General features: G+C 42.2%; 11 protein-coding genes. All 11 read left to right on the top strand.

The features are described 5' to 3' along the window. Nucleotides 1-241 precede the first annotated feature (241 nt). The 11 genes from ruvB to I4Q58_RS04935 all read left to right on the top strand — a co-directional run bounded on the left by ruvB (nucleotide 242) and on the right by I4Q58_RS04935 (nucleotide 18,578). A complete protein-coding gene (gene ruvB, locus I4Q58_RS04985) occupies nucleotides 242-1,264 on the top strand; it encodes a Holliday junction branch migration DNA helicase RuvB (RefSeq protein WP_203294446.1) in 1,023 nt (340 codons plus the stop codon). A gap of 2 nt (nucleotides 1,265-1,266) precedes the next feature. Continuing rightward, nucleotides 1,267-2,628: a cytochrome P450 gene (locus I4Q58_RS04980; protein WP_203294444.1), complete on the top strand. Its 1,362-nt coding sequence runs from the start codon at nucleotides 1,267-1,269 to the stop codon at nucleotides 2,626-2,628. A gap of 24 nt (nucleotides 2,629-2,652) precedes the next feature. Beyond that, nucleotides 2,653-3,576, top strand: a complete 924-nt coding sequence (queG, locus tag I4Q58_RS04975; RefSeq protein WP_203294441.1) for a tRNA epoxyqueuosine(34) reductase QueG — start codon at nucleotides 2,653-2,655, stop codon at nucleotides 3,574-3,576. Nucleotides 3,577-3,657: 81 nt separating this feature from the next. Further along, nucleotides 3,658-5,967, top strand: a complete 2,310-nt coding sequence (locus I4Q58_RS04970; protein WP_203294439.1) for an NADP-dependent malic enzyme — start codon at nucleotides 3,658-3,660, stop codon at nucleotides 5,965-5,967. Nucleotides 5,968-6,050: 83 nt separating this feature from the next. Then, the gene (ruvA, locus tag I4Q58_RS04965) at nucleotides 6,051-6,632 is read left to right on the top strand and encodes a Holliday junction branch migration protein RuvA (RefSeq protein ID WP_203294437.1); all 582 of its coding nucleotides are present in this window, start codon (nucleotides 6,051-6,053) and stop codon (nucleotides 6,630-6,632) included. Between the two features lie 4 nt (nucleotides 6,633-6,636). Beyond that, nucleotides 6,637-13,911, top strand: coding sequence for a T9SS outer membrane translocon Sov/SprA (gene sov, locus I4Q58_RS04960; RefSeq protein ID WP_203294435.1), 7,275 nt, complete (start codon nucleotides 6,637-6,639; stop codon nucleotides 13,909-13,911). A gap of 25 nt (nucleotides 13,912-13,936) precedes the next feature. Next, nucleotides 13,937-14,317: a glycine cleavage system protein GcvH gene (gcvH, locus tag I4Q58_RS04955; RefSeq protein ID WP_203294434.1), complete on the top strand. Its 381-nt coding sequence runs from the start codon at nucleotides 13,937-13,939 to the stop codon at nucleotides 14,315-14,317. Nucleotides 14,318-14,372: 55 nt separating this feature from the next. Then, entirely contained in the window at nucleotides 14,373-14,699 is a 327-nt protein-coding gene (locus tag I4Q58_RS04950) for a VanZ family protein (RefSeq protein ID WP_203294432.1), read from the top strand. 62 nt (nucleotides 14,700-14,761) lie between these two features. After that, nucleotides 14,762-15,571, top strand: a complete 810-nt coding sequence (locus I4Q58_RS04945) for an energy transducer TonB (RefSeq protein ID WP_203294430.1) — start codon at nucleotides 14,762-14,764, stop codon at nucleotides 15,569-15,571. 21 nt (nucleotides 15,572-15,592) lie between these two features. Next, on the top strand, nucleotides 15,593-16,372 hold the full coding sequence (locus I4Q58_RS04940) for an energy transducer TonB (protein WP_203294428.1): 780 nt from the start codon (nucleotides 15,593-15,595) through the stop codon (nucleotides 16,370-16,372). A gap of 151 nt (nucleotides 16,373-16,523) precedes the next feature. Continuing rightward, nucleotides 16,524-18,578 (top strand): gliding motility protein RemB, encoded by a 2,055-nt coding sequence (locus I4Q58_RS04935; protein ID WP_203295550.1) that lies wholly within the window; start codon nucleotides 16,524-16,526, stop codon nucleotides 18,576-18,578. Nucleotides 18,579-18,611: the final 33 nt, after the last annotated feature.

The following is an 18,611-nucleotide window of genomic DNA, read 5'->3' as shown; positions in this document are numbered from 1 at the left end:
CCAAAACGGAAGGGTTTTTTTATAAAATACGGGGTAACACGTATGCATTTTTCGCTTTTGCCCTATACCTTTGTAGTACGTTAAGGTGAAAAAATAATTAGGTTTAGACTTACTTTGTCGGTATCGTGAGGAGTTGCCGATAAGGTGAAAAACCGCATCCAAGAGGAGGGATGCGGTTTTTTTGTTTTACCCTTTATGAATTCGAAAGAATTGCGTTTTAGTTTCTTCGTATATTTGTGATATGAACGAACACCTAGACCCCACCGGCGAACAATTTTCTCCCCAAGAGCTCGATATGGAGCGAAAGTTACGGCCCTTAAGCTTCGACGACTTTAACGGACAAGAACAAGCGTTGGAAAACCTTCAGGTATTCGTACAAGCGGCGAACCTTCGAAAAGAAGCATTGGATCATACCCTTTTTCACGGACCTCCTGGACTCGGTAAAACTACACTGGCCCATATTCTCGCGAATGAACTTAGTGTTGGGATAAAAGTGACATCTGGACCGGTACTCGATAAACCTGGCGACCTCGCCGGACTGCTTACCAATCTTGAAGAACGCGATGTACTGTTTATAGATGAAATTCATCGCCTCAGTCCAATAGTAGAGGAATACCTTTACAGTGCAATGGAGGATTATAAAATTGATATCATGATTGAAACGGGCCCCAATGCTCGAACCGTCCAAATTAATTTAAATCCTTTTACCTTAGTCGGTGCCACTACCCGTTCGGGATTATTGACGGCTCCGATGCGGGCGCGTTTCGGTATATCATCACGATTAAATTACTACACCACCGAATTATTAACGACGATTGTTGAACGAAGTGCCGATATTTTGGATGTTCCCATCACCATGGAAGCCGCTATCGAAATTGCGGGTCGAAGTCGAGGAACGCCTAGAATTGCTAATGCGTTGCTGCGGAGGGTACGCGACTTTGCCCAGATTAAGGGAGATGGAAATATCAATATACAAATTGCAAAATTTGCTCTAAAACAATTGAATGTCGATGCGTACGGTTTGGATGAAATGGATAATAAAATTCTTGCGACCATCATCGATAAATTTAAAGGTGGACCTGTTGGGATAACAACCTTGGCTACCGCCGTTTCTGAAAATGGCGAAACCATTGAAGAAGTCTACGAACCGTTCCTAATTCAACAAGGCTTCATCGTGCGAACGCCCAGGGGAAGAGAAGTCACTGAAGCGGCCTACAAGCATTTGGGCCGAACCAAAGGTGGGGTGCAGGGAGGACTGTTTTAATTATGGCCACTGAAAACATACCAAAAGTTCCTTTGCTTCGGTTTCTGAAGCATTCCTTCGAAATCTTAAAGAACCCGCTCCCGTTTCACCATGAGAACTTCCGTCGCCATGGCGATACCTTCAAACTTCAGATTGGGTTGAAATCGTCCGTGGTGTTTTCCCGTGATGCGGAATTTCTTCAATATGTGCTTCAAAAGAACCAACGAAATTATTCTAAGTCCACGATTCAAACGCAGGACTTAGCGAAATACGTGGGCAAGGGATTGCTTACTTCGGATGGGGAATTGTGGAAGACCCAACGTAAATTGATTCAGCCAGGCTTTCATAAAAAGCAACTGGCAACCATACTTGATAGTATGCAACATACTATTGAAACCGAGCTTCAAAAAATTGAAACCGATAAGCCGTTCGATATTTTTCCTGTGTTTAACGACCTCGCGTTTCAGGTGGTAGCGAAATCATTGTTCAGCGGGGCGATTTCACAAGAACAGATCAACCGACTACAACACATAACCGAAGCCGCTCAAAAAATGTTGGTACGTGAACTGCGCCAGCCGTATTTGAATAGATGGTTTCGTTTCAGTGGCACCATTCAGAAGTATTTGGACTTAGTTGAAGAGTCACGAGAAATGCTACGAGACATTGTTGCAGAACGAAAGGCAAGTCAAAAAAGGGAAAACGATTTGCTCGATATGCTATTGGATGCCAGATATGAAGATGGCAGCGGAATGGAAGAGGCTCAGCTAATCGATGAAATCCTAATTCTTTTTGTGGCCGGACATGAAACTACCAGCAATGCCCTCACCTTCACCTGTGAACTGTTGGCCAGACATCCCGAAGTGCAACAAAAATTACGAAAGGAAGTTGCGCAACTTTCGCATGCTAATTCCTTGATGGAAAAAATTAAACAGGCTACCTATACCACTCAGGTTATCGAGGAATCCATGCGCTTGTATCCGCCCGCCTATTTTATCGATCGGGTGAATCTAGAAGACGATTCGTTTCACCAGATGGAATTTGAAAAAGGCACAAGTTTATTGTTTTCTGTATATGAAATACATCGCCATCCCGATCACTGGGAAGATCCACTTTTATTCAACCCCGAACGTTTCTCGGATAGAACTGCTAAAAACTATTCTGGTTTTTATTTCCCTTTTGGCGCGGGACCAAGAATGTGCATCGGAAACAATTTTGCCATGTATGAAATGGTGCTCGCCGTTTCACACCTCATTCAACATTTCGAAATAAAACCAAAAGAAACCCCCATAAAAACCTTACCATTGATTACCTTAAAACCGAAGGACGCCATTCTTCATTTTAAAAAAATTACTCCCAACAACCAACGACTAACGACTAACGACTAAAAACTATAGACTACCGACTACAACATGTCTACTTCTCACCATACCCAGCTCATCAAGTCTGAAGCCAAGCGCCTCGGCTTTATGTCCTGTGGTATCAGCAAAGCTGAATTTTTGGAAGAAGAAGCGCCACGATTGGAAAAATGGCTGAAGGAGGGCAAGCAGGGAGAAATGCAGTATCTCGAAAACCATTTTGACAAACGGTTGGATCCAACCTTGTTGGTGCCTGGAGCGAAGAGCGTGGTGTCGGTGTTGCTGAATTATTTTCCTTCGGAAACACAGCGAGGTGATTCTTATAAAATTTCGAAATATGCTTATGGTCGCGATTACCATTTCGTAATCAAGGATAAACTCAAATCGCTGCTGCATTTTATACATGATGAAATAGGAGAAGTACACGGCCGTGCGTTTGTCGATTCGGCTCCTGTATTGGATAAAACCTGGGCAGCCAGAAGTGGCCTTGGCTGGATGGGCAAGCATACGAACCTATTGACAAAGCAAGTGGGGTCCTTTTACTTTATTGCCGAATTGATCATCGATTTGGAATTGGACTACGATACGCCTGTAACCGATCACTGTGGAAGTTGCACCGCCTGTATCGATGCCTGTCCGACGCAAGCCATCGTTGAACCTTATGTGGTGGATGGAAGTAAATGTATTTCGTATCTGACCATCGAGTTGAAAAATGAGATTCCAAATGAATTTTCGGGTGAAATGGACGATTGGATGTTCGGTTGCGATGTATGTCAGGATGTTTGTCCGTGGAACCGTTTTAGCAAATCTCATAGTGAACCTCTCTTCAACCCCAAACCTGAGTTGTTGAAGTATTCCAAAAAGGAATGGGAGGAGATTACCAAGGCAACTTTCAATGAGATTTTCAGGAAAAGTGCTGTAAAACGAACAAAATACGAAGGTCTGAAGCGAAACATTCAATTTTTGAAAGAAGAATAGATCGCCAGCATCTTTCACAAAATAAATTTCTGCATTTCACTTACAACCGTACCTTTGTGTTTCAGCGAAAACCTCACCCATATGAGCAAACAGAGCAAACGTCGCGAAGCGCTAGTCTATCACGCAAAGCCAAAACCTGGTAAAATTCAGGTAGTTCCCACCAAAAAATATGCTACTCAACGCGATTTATCGTTAGCCTATTCTCCAGGAGTGGCAGAGCCTTGCCTTGAGATTGAAAAGGAAACGAATAATGTGTACAAGTATACCAATAAGGGAAATCTTGTTGCTGTTATTTCAAATGGTACAGCAGTTTTAGGATTGGGAAATATCGGTCCGGAGGCTTCTAAACCGGTGATGGAAGGAAAGGGATTGCTCTTTAAAATTTTTGCAGATATCGATGTGTTCGATATTGAGGTGAATACTGAAAATGTAGATGCATTTATCGAAACGGTGAAGAATATTGCCCCTACGTTCGGTGGGATCAATCTAGAGGATATCAAGGCTCCAGAAGCCTTTGAAATCGAGCGTCGACTGAAGGAAGAACTCGATATTCCGGTGATGCATGATGACCAGCACGGAACGGCCATTATTTCTGCTGCTGCCTTATTGAATGCGCTTGAAATTGCGGATAAGAAGATAGAGGAGGTTTCCATTGTAATCAGTGGCGCAGGTGCTGCGGCCGTTTCTTGTACGCGATTGTATAAAGCATTTGGGGCGAAAGCTGAAAATATTGTCATGTTGGATAGCAAAGGGGTGATTCGAAAGGACCGTGATACGCTATCTGACGAGAAAGCCGAGTTTGCTACTGAAAGAAAAATCGATACCCTCGAAGAGGCGATGCAAGGAGCCGATGTGTTTGTGGGGCTTTCCATTGCCGATATCGTGTCGCCCGACATGTTGAAATCCATGGCTAACAATCCAATTGTATTTGCTATGGCCAATCCAAATCCTGAAATCGATTATGATTTGGCGGTGAAGACGCGAGAGGACATCATTATGGCTACGGGAAGAAGCGACCATCCAAACCAGGTGAACAATGTGTTAGGGTTCCCCTTTATTTTTAGGGGTGCTTTAGATGTGCGAGCCACCAAAATTAATGAGGAAATGAAGATGGCTGCTGTGGAAGCATTGGCCGATCTTGCAAAGGAACCCGTTCCCGAACAGGTGAACTTGGCGTATAGTGAGTTAAAATTAACCTTCGGAAAGGATTACATCATTCCAAAACCGTTCGACCCGAGATTGATTGCCGCGGTACCACCAGCCGTGGCAAAGGCTGCTATGGAAAGTGGGGTAGCCACGGAGCCTATAACCGATTGGAGTAAGTATAGCGACGAGTTGTATGAGCGAATGGGTAGCGATAGCAAGATTGTTCGCCTCTTATTGAAGCGCGCCAGAACAAAGCCAAAAAGAATTGTGTTTGCTGAAGCCGATCATTTGGATGTGTTGAAGGCTGCGCAATTAGCTTTCGAAGAAGGTATTGCTATTCCAATTTTGTTGGGAAGAAGAGAGGTGATAGAGGAATTGATGGAGCAAATCGAGTTTGAAGGCGATTTGGAAATCATCGATCCGAAAAGTGATGAACAAAAGGAAAAGCGGGAATTTTACGCCAAGAAGCACTGGGAAAACCGTCGTCGTCGTGGTGAAACCCTTTATGATGCGCAAAACATGATGCGGGAGCGTAATTATTTCGCAGCTATGATGGTAAATGAAGGCGATGCCGATGGGATGATTTCGGGCTATGCCAGAGCCTATCCGGTAGTGGTGCGACCTGTGTTGGAAACCATTGGAAAGTTCGATGGGGTTAATAAAGTGGCTACCACCAATTTGATGTTGACCAAACGCGGACCATTATTTATTTCCGATACGTCTATCAACATTGATCCTAATGCAAAGGAACTGGCAAATATTGCACAGATGACCAACTATACAATGAAGATGTTTGGGCTTACGCCTGTTATCGCCATGATTTCATATGCGAACTTCGGTTCTTCTAAAGATCCGCATGCGACGAAAGTACGTGAAGCGGTTTCGTATCTGCACAGAGTTTGTCCCGATATGCATGTAGATGGGGAACTTCAAACCGACTTTGCTCTTAATCCCGACTTATTGCAGAAGAAATTTCCATTTTCGAAACTTGCAGGGAAAAAGGTGAATGCGTTGGTGTTTCCTAATCTCGACTCTGCAAATAGCAATTATAAATTGTTAAAGGAGCTAAACAATGTGGAATCGATTGGACCTATCATGTTGGGTATGCGAAAACCAGTTCATATTCTGCAATTGGGTGCCAGTGTCGAGGAAATCGTCAATATGACTGCCGTTTGCGTGGTCGATGCCCAACAGAAGGAAAAAAGAGCAAAGGAGCAAGCAAAAAAACAAGCGACGGATTGTTAAACAAGCAGCCTATTTTAGCCAGATAAGGGCTGGCGTCTCTAAATAATTATACTATATTTGAGGCCTTAACATTTTCCTAACGTATGATTACCCACTTGGAGGGCAAATTAGTCGAGAAAAATCCTACCGATGTAGTCATTGATTGCAATGGCATTGGGTATTTTATCAATATTTCCCTGCATACTTTTTCACAATTACCATCTTCTGAAAACATCAAATTGTTTACGCATTTACAGGTTCGTGAAGACGCACAAACGCTGTTCGGATTTTCTACTGTAGCGGAGCGTGAGATTTTCAGGTTGTTATTATCGGTATCTGGTGTTGGGGCAAGTACGGCAAGAACGATGCTTTCTTCACTTTCACCGGAAGAGCTGCGAGATGCTATTGCTAGCGACGATGTAGCTTCGATTCAATCGGTTAAGGGAATAGGGGCAAAAACGGCGAAAAGGGTTATTCTAGATTTACGGGATAAAATTGTTAAAGTGTACGGCATGGAGGAGGTTTCTACTTCTTCAAGCAATACGAATAAGAATGAAGCGTTATCTGCTTTGGAGACCTTAGGCTTTCCTCGAAAAAAGGCTGAGAAGGTATGCGATAAGGTGGTGCAGGAGCACCCAGAGGCAAGTGTAGAGGAGATAATCAAACAGGCTTTAAAAAATTTGTAACAAATTGGGCGCAAAAAATTACGATTTCACAATAGGCTGTAAACAGCTACTTTTCATTTTCATCTTATTAGTTGCTACCGTTAGTACCCTGGCGCAGGATAGTACGGCTACGGGGTATTCCGTCGGTCGAATCGATTTGCCAGAACCGACGAGCATTCAGGATTTATATGAATACGATCCGATTACCGATCGCTACATTTACACAAGGACCTTAGGAGAGTTCGATATTTCATACCCTGTTATCCTTACGCCCGAGGAATATCAGGAGCTAGTGCAGCAACAGGAAATTCGTAGTTATTTTAAGGAAAAGATTGACGCTGCCGACGGACGTAAGGAAGGTTCTGAAGAAGCGCAAAAAAACTTGTTGCCGACTTTCTACGTTAATTCCAACTTCTTTGAAACTATTTTCGGAGGAAACACCATCGAAGTAATTCCACAAGGTAGTGTTGAAATGGACTTAGGATTGCTTTATACAAAACAGGATAACCCAGCTTTTTCACCTAGAAACAGAAGTAATCTATCTTTCGACTTCGATCAGCGTATTAGCTTAAGCTTGCTGGGTAAAGTTGGGGAGCGACTTCAGGTAACGGCGAATTATGATACCGAATCGACATTCGATTTCCAAAATCAAATTAAACTTGAATATACACCCACGGAGGATGATATTATTCAAAAAATTGAAGTGGGTAACGTAAGCATGCCCTTAAACAGTACGCTTATTCAAGGTGCCCAAAGTTTGTTTGGGGTGAAAACGCAGCTTCAATTTGGAAAAACAACGATCACCGGCGTCTTCTCCGAACAAAAATCTGAAACCCGAACGGTAACTGCAGAAGGCGGTGCGACGATAACCGACTTCGAACTATTTGCTTCAGAGTATGACGAAAATCGTCACTTTTTCTTAGCGCACTACTTCCGCGATAATTATGATAGAGTGTTGGAGCAATATCCGTTCATCAATTCCAACGTTCAAGTTACACGTGTTGAAGTATGGGTAACTAACCGAAATAATACTACGGAGAACGTACGGAATATAGTAGCTATACAAGACATTGGGGAAGCCAATCCGGCCAATATTGGCCTTAACACCCCTCCGGGAGGATTTGTAAATACATCTCCAAATGCGTTTCCTGATAACGATAATAACGATTTCAATCCCTTTGGTATTAACGACCCAGGGACTTTCTCGTACCTCAATAACTCTATTCGTGATGTAGCCACTGTTCAAGCTGGATTTGGCGGTGTCCCGGTGAATCAAGGTGTCGATTATGCCGTGCAGGAAAACGCACGCCGACTTCAACCCAGCGAATACCGGCTGCATACACAATTAGGATATATCTCCTTGAACCAACGCTTAAATAATGATGAAGTGTTAGGGGTGGCATTTCAATATACCGTGAATGGAAATGTGTATCAAGTAGGTGAATTTTCCAACGATGGTGTGGAAGCTACGGGTACCGGAGAGCAAGGTGATGGAAATGGGGATCCGAACGATCCACCTGAAGGTGGCATTGTTGGGGTGGCACAAAACCTTGTGGTAAAGATGCTGAAAAGTAATATTACCAATGTTCAAGAGCCAGTTTGGGACTTGATGATGAAGAATATTTACTCTATCGGAGCATTTCAATTGGAACGGGAGGACTTCAGAATGAATATTCTATATACCGATCCCTCTCCTTTAAACTATATTACTGCAGCAGAAGGCGCAGCAACCTTACCCGAGGATGTTGAAGACACAGTATTATTACGGGTTTTCGATCTTGATAGATTGAACTTTAATAACGACCCACAGCAGGGAGGGGATGGCTTCTTTGATTTCGTTCCCGGCATAACCGTTGATACCGAGAATGGTCAGATTATCTTTACAAAGGCTGAACCGTTTGGTGAGTATCTATTCGACAAGTTAGATACGCAAGAGGCTGGCGAGAATTATGATGTGCCTGCCACCTATAACCCGAATCAGCAACGCTATGTATATCGTTCGCTGTATCGTACTACAAAGATTCAAGCGGAACAGGAAGATAGCGATAAGAATAAATTTCAGTTGAAAGGTACTTACAAGAGTACGGGTGCAGATGGTATTCCGATTGGAGCCTTCAATATTCCACAAGGTTCTGTTACAGTTACAGCCGGTGGAAGAACTTTGGTTGAAGGAGTGGATTATACCGTAAATTATCAACTAGGGCGCGTTCAGATTTTGGATCCTGCGTTATTGAACTCCAATACTCCCATTAATATTTCAACTGAAAATAATACCTTATTTGGGCAGCAAACAAGGCGTTTCACCGGTTTGAATGTGGAACATAAATTCAATGAAAACTTTATTGTCGGCGCTACTTATTTAAATTTAAATGAACGTCCGCTTACCCAAAAGTCTAACTATAATGTAGAGCCGATCAACAACTCTATCTTTGGGGTGAATGCGAATTACTCTACAGAAGTTCCGTTTTTAACGCGTTTGGCTAATAAGCTTCCGAATATCGATACCGATGTAGAATCGAATGTTTCGGTACGCGGTGAATTTGCCTATTTAATCCCTGGTGCTCCTAAAGTTTCAGATTTCGATGGGAAAACAACGGTGTATGTAGACGATTTTGAAGCCTCACAAACAGCATTGGATATCAGCTCTCCATTAACTTGGTTTCTAGGAAGTACCCCTCTGAACCTCGGGGGAAACAATGAAAACAGTCTAGAGTACAATGCAAACCGTGCCTTATTGAACTGGTATACGATCGACCCGGTTTTTTATAGTAGTCAGCGACCAGGAGGAATTACCGACGACGATCTTTCTTCACCATTTGCAAGGAGGGTTTTCCGTGATGAAATCTTCCCGCAACAAGATATTGTTCAAGGGCAGACGCAAGCGCTCTTCACCTTAGATCTTTCCTTTTATCCAGGTGAAAGAGGACCTTATAATTATTCACCGGAGGCTGTCGATGGTACGCTTTCAAACCCGGCACAACGCTTCGGTTCTATTATGCGACAGCTTACAACTACCGATTTCGAGCGATCGAATGTGGAGTATATCCAGTTTTGGGTGATGGACCCCTTCATCTATGAAGAAAATGCAGGAAATCCAGGAGGGACCCTATCCTTCAACTTAGGAAATGTTTCAGAAGATATATTGAAAGACGGTCGTAAACAGTATGAAAACGGATTACCAGAAGATGCAAGCGATACCAATACGCTAGAAACGATTTGGGGTAAGGTGCCTACCAACCAAGCCTTGATTTACACCTTCGATACAGAAGGGCAGGCCCGTACCAATCAGGATATCGGGTACGATGGTTTAACAGATGCGCAAGAAAGCGCAAGGTTTCCAGCTTTCCAAGGACTTCCCGATCCCGCTGGTGATAACTATCAGTATTTCTTGCAAGTCGAAGGAGACGTGCCTACGCGTTATCGCCAGTATAATGGAACGCAGGGAAACTCACCAGTAGAAGTTACCGATACTAACCGAGGTAATACAACTCAGCCCGATGTAGAAGACATTAACCGCGACTTCACCATGAATACGGTAGAGGCGTATTATGAGTATAACATCGATATTCGCCCAGGGCAGTTAACCGTAGATTCAAACGACTATGTAACCGATGTTAAGGAAACAGAGGTTACTACGCCGAACAACGAAACCATCCCAGTTCGTTGGGTTCAGTTTAAGGTTCCAATCAGCGATCCAGATAACGTTGTTAACGGGATTTCAGATTTCCGATCCATTCGATTTATGCGAATGTATATGTCGCAATTTACACAACCAACCATTCTTCGTTTTGGTACGATGGAATTGGTACGTGGCGATTATCGACGATATACGCAAAGTCTGCAGGAGCCTGAAGATGAAGACCCAATTTTGGACGATACCACTTTCGAGAATGAAGCGGTCAGTATAGAGGAAAACGGAACGCGTCCTGGTATTCCGTATGTTTTGCCTCCTGGGGTATTTAGAGAAGAGCTTAACAACAATAACAATATTATTCGGCAGAACGAGCAGTCGCTTGCACTTCGGGTGTGTGGACTGGAACCGATGGATGGAAGGGGAGTTTATAAAAACTTCAACGTAGACATGCGTCAGTACAAAAACCTCGAAATGTTTATCCATGCCGAATCGCTTCAAAATCAAACGGAGCTGATGGATGGCGAGTTGGTAGCGTTTATTCGACTGGGGAACGATATCAATCAAAACTACTACGAAATCCAGATTCCTCTTACGCCTACGCCTTTTGGTACGAGCGATCCCGAGGAGATTTGGCCTATTGAAAACCGATTGTTCCTTCCGTTGGAATTGCTTCAGGAAGTAAAATCCAGAGTGCTGGGTGCAGATATTACCGAAACAGATCCAAACGAAGCGATTTTCTTCAATCAAGAAGAATTAGATCCAGAATCTGCTGGAGGTCCTCAAAACAATCTCCGAATCGGTATTAAGGGTAATCCGAGTTTTGGAAATGTGCGAATTGCGATGCTTGGTCTTCGTAATAGCAGTAGTAGTGATATTTGTGGTGAAGTATGGTTTAACGAATTGCGACTTTCAGAGTTAAAGAATGAAGGCGGTTGGGCAGCTGTTGCGAGTCTAGATGCAAACATGGCCGACTTTATGAATGTAAGTGCTACCGGACGTAGAAGTACTATCGGCTTTGGTTCCATCGAACAAGGACCAAACCAACGAAGCCGTGAAGACCTGAAATCGTATGATGTTGTAACAAACTTAAATTTGGGTCAGTTATTACCTGATAAATGGGGCATTCAACTACCTTTTAATTATGGTAGAAGTGAACAGTTGATCACTCCTCAATTCGACCCTGAATTCCAGGACGTAGAGCTGGAGACCCGAATCGATAATACGGAAGATGAGGCGCTTAAAGAAACCATTCGCGAACAGTCGGTAGATTATACCAAGCGTCAGAGCGTAAACTTTATAGGAGTACGGAAGGAAAGAACCGGCGATAATAAGCCGATGCCGTATGATATCGAAAACTTAACCTTCTCATACTCTTATAATCAGGAGGATCATCATGATTTTCAAATTGAGGACGCATTAGACCAAAGTGTTCGATTGGGAGGAACCTATAATTATAGTTTCCAACAAGAACCTATAGAGCCTTTTAAAAAGAATGATAGCCTTTTTACCGGTCAATATTGGCAGTTCCTAAAAGACTTAAACTTCAATTTATTACCGACGAATATCTCGGCGAGTTCAAACATTATTCGTCAATACAACGAGCAGAAATTCCGTGAGGTAAGTCCGATTGAAGGTAACATCGGATTGCCAACGCTCTATCAGCGTAATTTCTTATTCGATTGGCAATATACCTTGAATTACAATTTGACAAAATCGCTGCGATTCAACTTTACATCTTCTAACAATCGGATTGTTACGAATTATATAGATGACGAAGGTTTCGTAGATAACTCGATTGGTATTTGGGATGGCTTTTTTAATGTAGGTGAACCAAATCAACACTTCCAATCATTACAATTAAATTACGATCTGCCATTCAGTAAATTTCCCTTCCTACGGTTTGTAAGGGCTACGTATTCCTATACAGGAGATTTCCAATGGCAAGATGGTAGTGATTTGTTCAACAGTATCGCATTGGTGCCACCAGGAGGTACTGAAGAGGTTATATACGATTTGGGTAATTCCATTCAGAATGCAAGCACACACCGAATTAACTCCAGTCTCGATATGCGCGGGTTTTACCGCTATATTGGATTGAGCAAGAAAACAAGTGGAGATGCCCGCGGTCTTAATAGTAGAGGTGGTGGTGATGAAAAGGGAAATGCGAAAGGAGGCGGAAGAGATAACGGTCCTGGCGGTAAGGGAGAAGATCAAGAAAATAATAGCCTAACCGATGTTCGAGGTGAAGGTGAAGGGGCTAACGGTAGACGAGGAGGAGCCGATGGAGCTTCTAGCAATTCACTGTCTACAGGCGATAAAGCGGTGAATTCATTAATTGGACTGGCGACAATGATAAAAAGAATCCAATTCAATTATCAGGAAAACAATGGAATCTTCTTACCTGGATATACGCCTTCCATAGGTTTTGTCGGAACGCTAAAACCAACGGTAGGATTCACCTTTGGTAGCCAAGCTGAAATTCGTCGTTTGGCAGCGAGAAAGGGTTGGCTAACCTTATATCCTGAATTCAATGAACAATATACCGAGGTGGAAAGTCGTCAGATGGACATTCAGGTGAATATGGAACCGTTGAACGATTTAACGGTAGATATTAATGGTAGCCGTATTTACTCCGAAAATTACGCGGAAAATTACATTGTTCAGGGCGATCAATATCAGTCTTTAACGCCAAATACTTTTGGTAACTTCAATATTTCAACCTTATTGATTAAAACCGCTTTTGCGCAAAGCGATGAAAATAGTTCGGAGACTTTTCAAGAATTCCGGGATAATCGTTTGGTGATTGCAGAGCGTTTGGCAACTGACTATTATGGAACTCCAGATTTCCCGAGGGATCCCGATACCAACTTCCCTATCGGTTTCGGAAGAGGCAGTCAGGATGTGTTGCTCCCATCATTCTTAGCAGCCTACAAAGGAAGCGATGCTTCCAATGAAAAAACAGGCTTTTTACGTGATATTCCACTGCCGAACTGGGATATCAAGTATACAGGGTTGATGAATATAGATTGGTTTAAGAAAAACTTCCGTCGCTTCTCTATTCAACATGGATATCGAGCAAGCTACACGGTGAACCAGTTCCAAACGAATTTGGATTACGATTTCAACAATCCCGATGCAACAGATCAAGCCGGAAACTTTAAAAGTCCGATATTATTACAAAACGTAAACCTGACGGAACAGTTTTCACCTTTGGTACGATTGGATTTCGAGATGAAGAATTCGGTGAAGATTTTAGCTGAAATACGTAAGGACAGAGCGCTTTCGCTAAGCTTTGCCAATAACCTATTAACCGAGATTAGAGGAGATGAGATCATCTTAGGATTGGGGTATCGTGTTAAGGATTTGCGAATAACTACCAATTTTGGAGGGAAACAACGTATCTTAAAGAGCGATCTTAACTTTAAATTGGATCTTTCCCGAAGGGACAATAAAACGATTATCCGATATTTGGATATCGATAATGACCAAACAACCTCGGGGCAAACAATTTATGGGGTACAGTTCACGGCCGATTATGCGCTTAGTAAAAATCTGACGGCACTGTTCTACTACGATCATACGTTCTCGGAATATGCCATTTCAACGGCTTTTCCACAGACAACCATTCGTAGTGGAATTACCCTACGCTACAACTTTGGAAATTAACAGAAACACTTATTATTAGAAAATTATGAATGTACCAAGCGATTTAAAATATACCAAGGATCATGAATGGGTAAAAATCGAGGGCGATACCGCTACGGTAGGAATTACCGATTTTGCACAAGGCGAATTGGGCGATATCGTTTATGTAGAAGTTGAAACCGTCGATGAAACACTCGATAAGGATGAAGTTTTTGGTACGGTTGAAGCAGTGAAGACCGTATCAGACCTTTTCTTGCCGCTTTCAGGTGAAATCGTAGAGTTCAATGAGAGTTTAGAGTCGGAACCCGAAAAGGTTAATGAAGACCCTTACGGCGAAGGTTGGATGGTAAAGATTAAGATTTCGGATGAAAGCGAAATCGAAGAATTGCTAGATGATGCTGCCTACAAAGAGCTCATTGGCGCTTAGGACATATCGTAACATATCAATAGGCTATACGATACTGGTAACAGTTCTTTTGCTCATGCCTGCAGGAGACATGTTTTCTGAAGCCATGAGTATCAAATTGCCAATACCTTCCGATAAGATTGCACATGCCTGTATACATTTTGGATTGGCCATCTTATGGTTATGGTATATCGGAAAACGTTTCCCAGCGCAACAGCGTATTTTTCATCGGAACGTTACAATCGCTTCAATACTTTTTTATGGCATAATAATTGAGGCTATTCAGTATGCATTTGTGCCTACACGGCACGCCGATGCATTTGACGTGCTAGCAAATGTTATTGGGTTATTACTAGGAGTTCTGCTCTATAGTTTGATTCAGAAAAAAATAGTGAAGTCTTGACTTTCATTTATTTTTAAGTACGCCATAAATTCTATATTTTAGCAACATTAAACCACAGCATTATGAAACCGAAAAAGAACCCAAAGGCTGATCTCAATCGTAGAAGCACCTTATTTTTCCAGATAGGAATGATTGTGATGCTATTTTTGGCATGGCAAGCTATCGAATGGAAAACCTACGATCGTGATGCCATCGATACTGGAATGGTAGATGTAGGAGATGAGTTAGAAGAAGAAGTTCCGATTACACAACAATTGACGCCTCCACCACCGCCTCCACCACCACCACCAGCTCCAGAAGTTATCGAAGTTGTGGAAGATGAAGAAGAAGTTGAGGAAACGATAATTGAATCTACCGAGGCGAGTCAAGAAGAAGAAATCGTTGAAGTTGAGGAAATCGTTGAAGAAGAAGTAGAAGAGGTAATTGAAGATGTACCTTTTGCGGTAATTGAAAATGTACCAGTATATCCCGGTTGCGAAAACGAAGGAAGCAACGCTGCAAAGAAAAAATGTATGTCCGAAAAGGTAATGAAGTTCGTTCAAAAGAAGTTCGATACGGACTTAGCTAGTGACCTTGGCTTGGAAGGACGTCAGCGTATCTTTGTTCAATTTAAGATTAATAATAAAGGTAAGGTGGTTGAAGTTCGCGCTAGAGCACCACACCCAAGATTAGAACGTGAAGCTGTAGATGTTGTTCAATCCTTACCAAGTATGACCCCAGGTAAGCAACGTGGAAAACCAGTAGGGGTGTTATACTCACTTCCGATACTTTTTCCAAGTAGAAAACTAAAAGTAGTTTTACGAATAGAAAAATACCGCTCTCCTTGGAGCGGTATTTTTTTTGGCATAACGATTGTGATTAGATATTCATAGTAACCAGTTAAATTATTCATTATGAAAAATCTAGAGCAACACGAAAAGAAATTAAATAAGCGAATGCTTAAGCAGGGTGTTTCCCGAAAATGGAATTCTGCTATATTCTTTCAAGTCGGGCTGATAATCGGGCTTCTAACCGTTTTCGTTGTACTGGAAAGCACATTAGACGCTTCTCCTAAAAAAATAGCGAAAGAAGATGAATTTTTTCTACCCGAAGTAACCATTCATAGGTATACATTAGAAAAAATTAAATCGGAAGTTCCCATAAAGAAAACGCAGCCTAAAAAGCAAGTGGAACCAAAACAGCCAGAGCCAACCTCCAAGCCACCCGTTGCTGCTAGGAATGATGCGGATATAAAGGAAACGGAAATAAGCACCACCGAGTTAACGCCTGAAACGCCTTCTGAGCAACCTGCTGCAACAACAGAGCCTTCAAAGAGCTACAACACAATTTCAGTAGAACAGGCTCCAATATTTCCAGGATGCGAGCGACAAGAAACGAAGCAAGAGCAAATCGATTGTTTTTCAGAAAAAATTAGTCGTTTTGTGCAAAGAAAGTTCAATACGAACAAATTTTCGGGGCGTTATGAATCGGGTTCGGTCCAACAAATTTTCGTTCAATTTACAGTTGCCACATCCGGAGAAGCTACAGATATTAAAGTACGAGCAGTCGATAGCGCTCTAGAAGCGGAAGCTAAGAGGGTCGTGTCGCAATTACCTAATATCATTCCAGGTAAAATGGGTTCCACAGCTGTACCCGTAACCTACGCCTTCCCAATTCAATTCATGATGGAATAGTTTATTTAACTTGAAAAGATCTTTATAGCCCTTCTGTAATGGAAGGGCATTTTTATGTTCTAAGGTGCCGCTAGAAAATTGTATCTTTCACCCAAAATCGAAACGAGTGAAAGTAATTGTCCCATTCTTACTTTTCTTATTTACCCTTTCCATGGTAGCGCAGACTGTTACTACCGAACTAGAAAAGTATCCTGTTTTTCCTGCTTGTGAAGCCGTGCCGGCAGCAACACTACCTACATGTTTTGATGCCGAAGTCCAGCAGTTTATCAGTACTAATTTTGAGTTACCGGAAGTCGTCGTAAATGAAGAATATAAAGGAACGCTAAGTGTTCTTTTTGAGGTGAATAAAGAGGGCAGTTTTCAGGTGATCTATGTCGATGCTATTTATGATGAACTGAAAACAGAAGTTAGGAATGTTTTCGATAAGCTTCCTACTATCCAACCGCCTACCTATAATGGCGAGCCAAGCTATATGCAATTTACTATTACGCTTCCGATACCTTTATCGACCAATTCCTTTAGAATTTCAGAAAATGGCAATGAATTGGCTGAGGATACAGATGAGCGCATTCAACAGTTAAAGAATGAATATGACGCAATTGAAAAGCTTCCATATGAAAATGAAGAATACCAAAGTCATATCAACATCCCACTTTCGCACCATCAATACAGTTTGTTCGACCCTTCCTTAAACCGAATAGGGCAAAACAATCATACCTCCATGAAGCCCTTCACTTATCAGAACGTCGATAAATACTATGATTTCGAAGGGAATTATGAAGCGCTGGTGAAGGATAAGGAAACTTGGTTGGGCAGAAAATGGTGGAACGAACATATGGTAGCCTATAAGGGAAAGGATTTCTGGTTTACCCTTGACCCAGGCGTCGATCTTCAGGCAGGAAAGGATTTTGATGCCGATATCAATACGTATAATAATACGCGATTGGTGTACACGCAAGGTGGCTTAGGCAAAAACTTTAATTTCTTTGCCGTGGTTTATGAAAGTCAGGGAAGGTTTGCCGACTACTTCAACCGCTATGCAGAGTCTCATCGTCCAGATGGCGGCAATCCGGCGATTATCCCGGGGAGAGGGATTGCGAAGACATTCAAAAAAGATTCTTACGATTATCCCCTAGCTACCGGGCATATCTCCTATTCACCTTCAGAATGGTTCAACTTTCAACTCGGGCATGGGAAATTATTTATCGGAGATGGATACCGTTCATTGCTGCTTAGTGATAATGCAAGTCCGTACCCTTTCTTCAAAATAAACACCAACTTTTGGAAAATTCAATATACCAATATTTGGATGTCGTTGCGCGATGTACGGTCGGCCGTCACCGAAGATGGGTCTTTCCGCACTAAGTATATGGCGAAACACTATTTAAGCTATAATGTCACCAAGCGCTTAAACCTCGGTTTTTTTGAATCGGTTATTTGGGAAAATGATAACGACCGTGGGTTCGACTTCAACTACATCAATCCCATCATTTTTTATCGTGCTATCGAATTTTCAACAGGATCAAGAGGTGGAAATGCCTTAATCGGGCTATCGGCAAAATACAAGTTTACGGATCGCTTTAATATGTATGCACAATTGATGATAGATGAATTTTCCTCAGGAGACATCTTAGGGGGCGAAGGCAGTTATAAAAATAAGCAGGCCTATCAACTTGGAGCCAAATATTACGATGCTTTTGGATTGAAAAATCTTTGTCTGCAAGCAGAATATAATCGCGTTCGCCCGTATACATATTCGCATAACTCCATTACGCTAAACTATGGTCATAATAATCAGTCGATGGCACATACGCTTGGCGCTAACTTTTCTGAGTTTATTGCTATTGCGCGATATCAAAAAGATAGATGGTTTGGCGATGCCAAAGTTATTTTTGCGACACGTGGTTTGGATTTCGACACCGCTGAAGATTCCTTTTTCTACGGAGGAGATGTGTATGGAACAGAGGATAATCGTCCTTCCGATTTAGGGAATAATTTAGGACAGGGGAATGCAACCGATTTTTTCCACACGGAATTACAAGGTGGCTATCTTATCAATCCGGCTACAAACTTGAAGGTCTATGCGAGTATTATTTTTAGAAGTTTTACACCCGAGGTTGATACTGACACTACGTTTGAAAACAACACCACATGGTTAAATCTTGGGATCCGAACCGATTTGTTTAATTGGTATTATGATTTTTAGTAGTGAACTGTGAACAGTGAACAGTGAACAGTG

This window comes from Luteirhabdus pelagi, assembly GCF_016827595.1.
Lineage (GTDB): Bacteria > Bacteroidota > Bacteroidia > Flavobacteriales > Flavobacteriaceae > Luteirhabdus > Luteirhabdus pelagi.
The sequence above is the reverse complement of the archived record's forward strand: the minus strand, read 5'-3'. Positions and strand labels throughout refer to the sequence as shown.

Coding starts and splice junctions, on each gene's coding strand:
- ruvB (WP_203294446.1), top strand. CDS start 242: ATGAACGAACACCTAGACCCCACCGGCGAACAATTTTCTCCCCAAGAG.
- I4Q58_RS04980 (WP_203294444.1), top strand. CDS start 1,267: ATGGCCACTGAAAACATACCAAAAGTTCCTTTGCTTCGGTTTCTGAAG.
- queG (WP_203294441.1), top strand. CDS start 2,653: ATGTCTACTTCTCACCATACCCAGCTCATCAAGTCTGAAGCCAAGCGC.
- I4Q58_RS04970 (WP_203294439.1), top strand. CDS start 3,658: ATGAGCAAACAGAGCAAACGTCGCGAAGCGCTAGTCTATCACGCAAAG.
- ruvA (WP_203294437.1), top strand. CDS start 6,051: ATGATTACCCACTTGGAGGGCAAATTAGTCGAGAAAAATCCTACCGAT.
- gcvH (WP_203294434.1), top strand. CDS start 13,937: ATGAATGTACCAAGCGATTTAAAATATACCAAGGATCATGAATGGGTA.
- I4Q58_RS04950 (WP_203294432.1), top strand. CDS start 14,373: ATGCCTGCAGGAGACATGTTTTCTGAAGCCATGAGTATCAAATTGCCA.
- I4Q58_RS04945 (WP_203294430.1), top strand. CDS start 14,762: ATGAAACCGAAAAAGAACCCAAAGGCTGATCTCAATCGTAGAAGCACC.
- I4Q58_RS04940 (WP_203294428.1), top strand. CDS start 15,593: ATGAAAAATCTAGAGCAACACGAAAAGAAATTAAATAAGCGAATGCTT.
- I4Q58_RS04935 (WP_203295550.1), top strand. CDS start 16,524: ATGGTAGCGCAGACTGTTACTACCGAACTAGAAAAGTATCCTGTTTTT.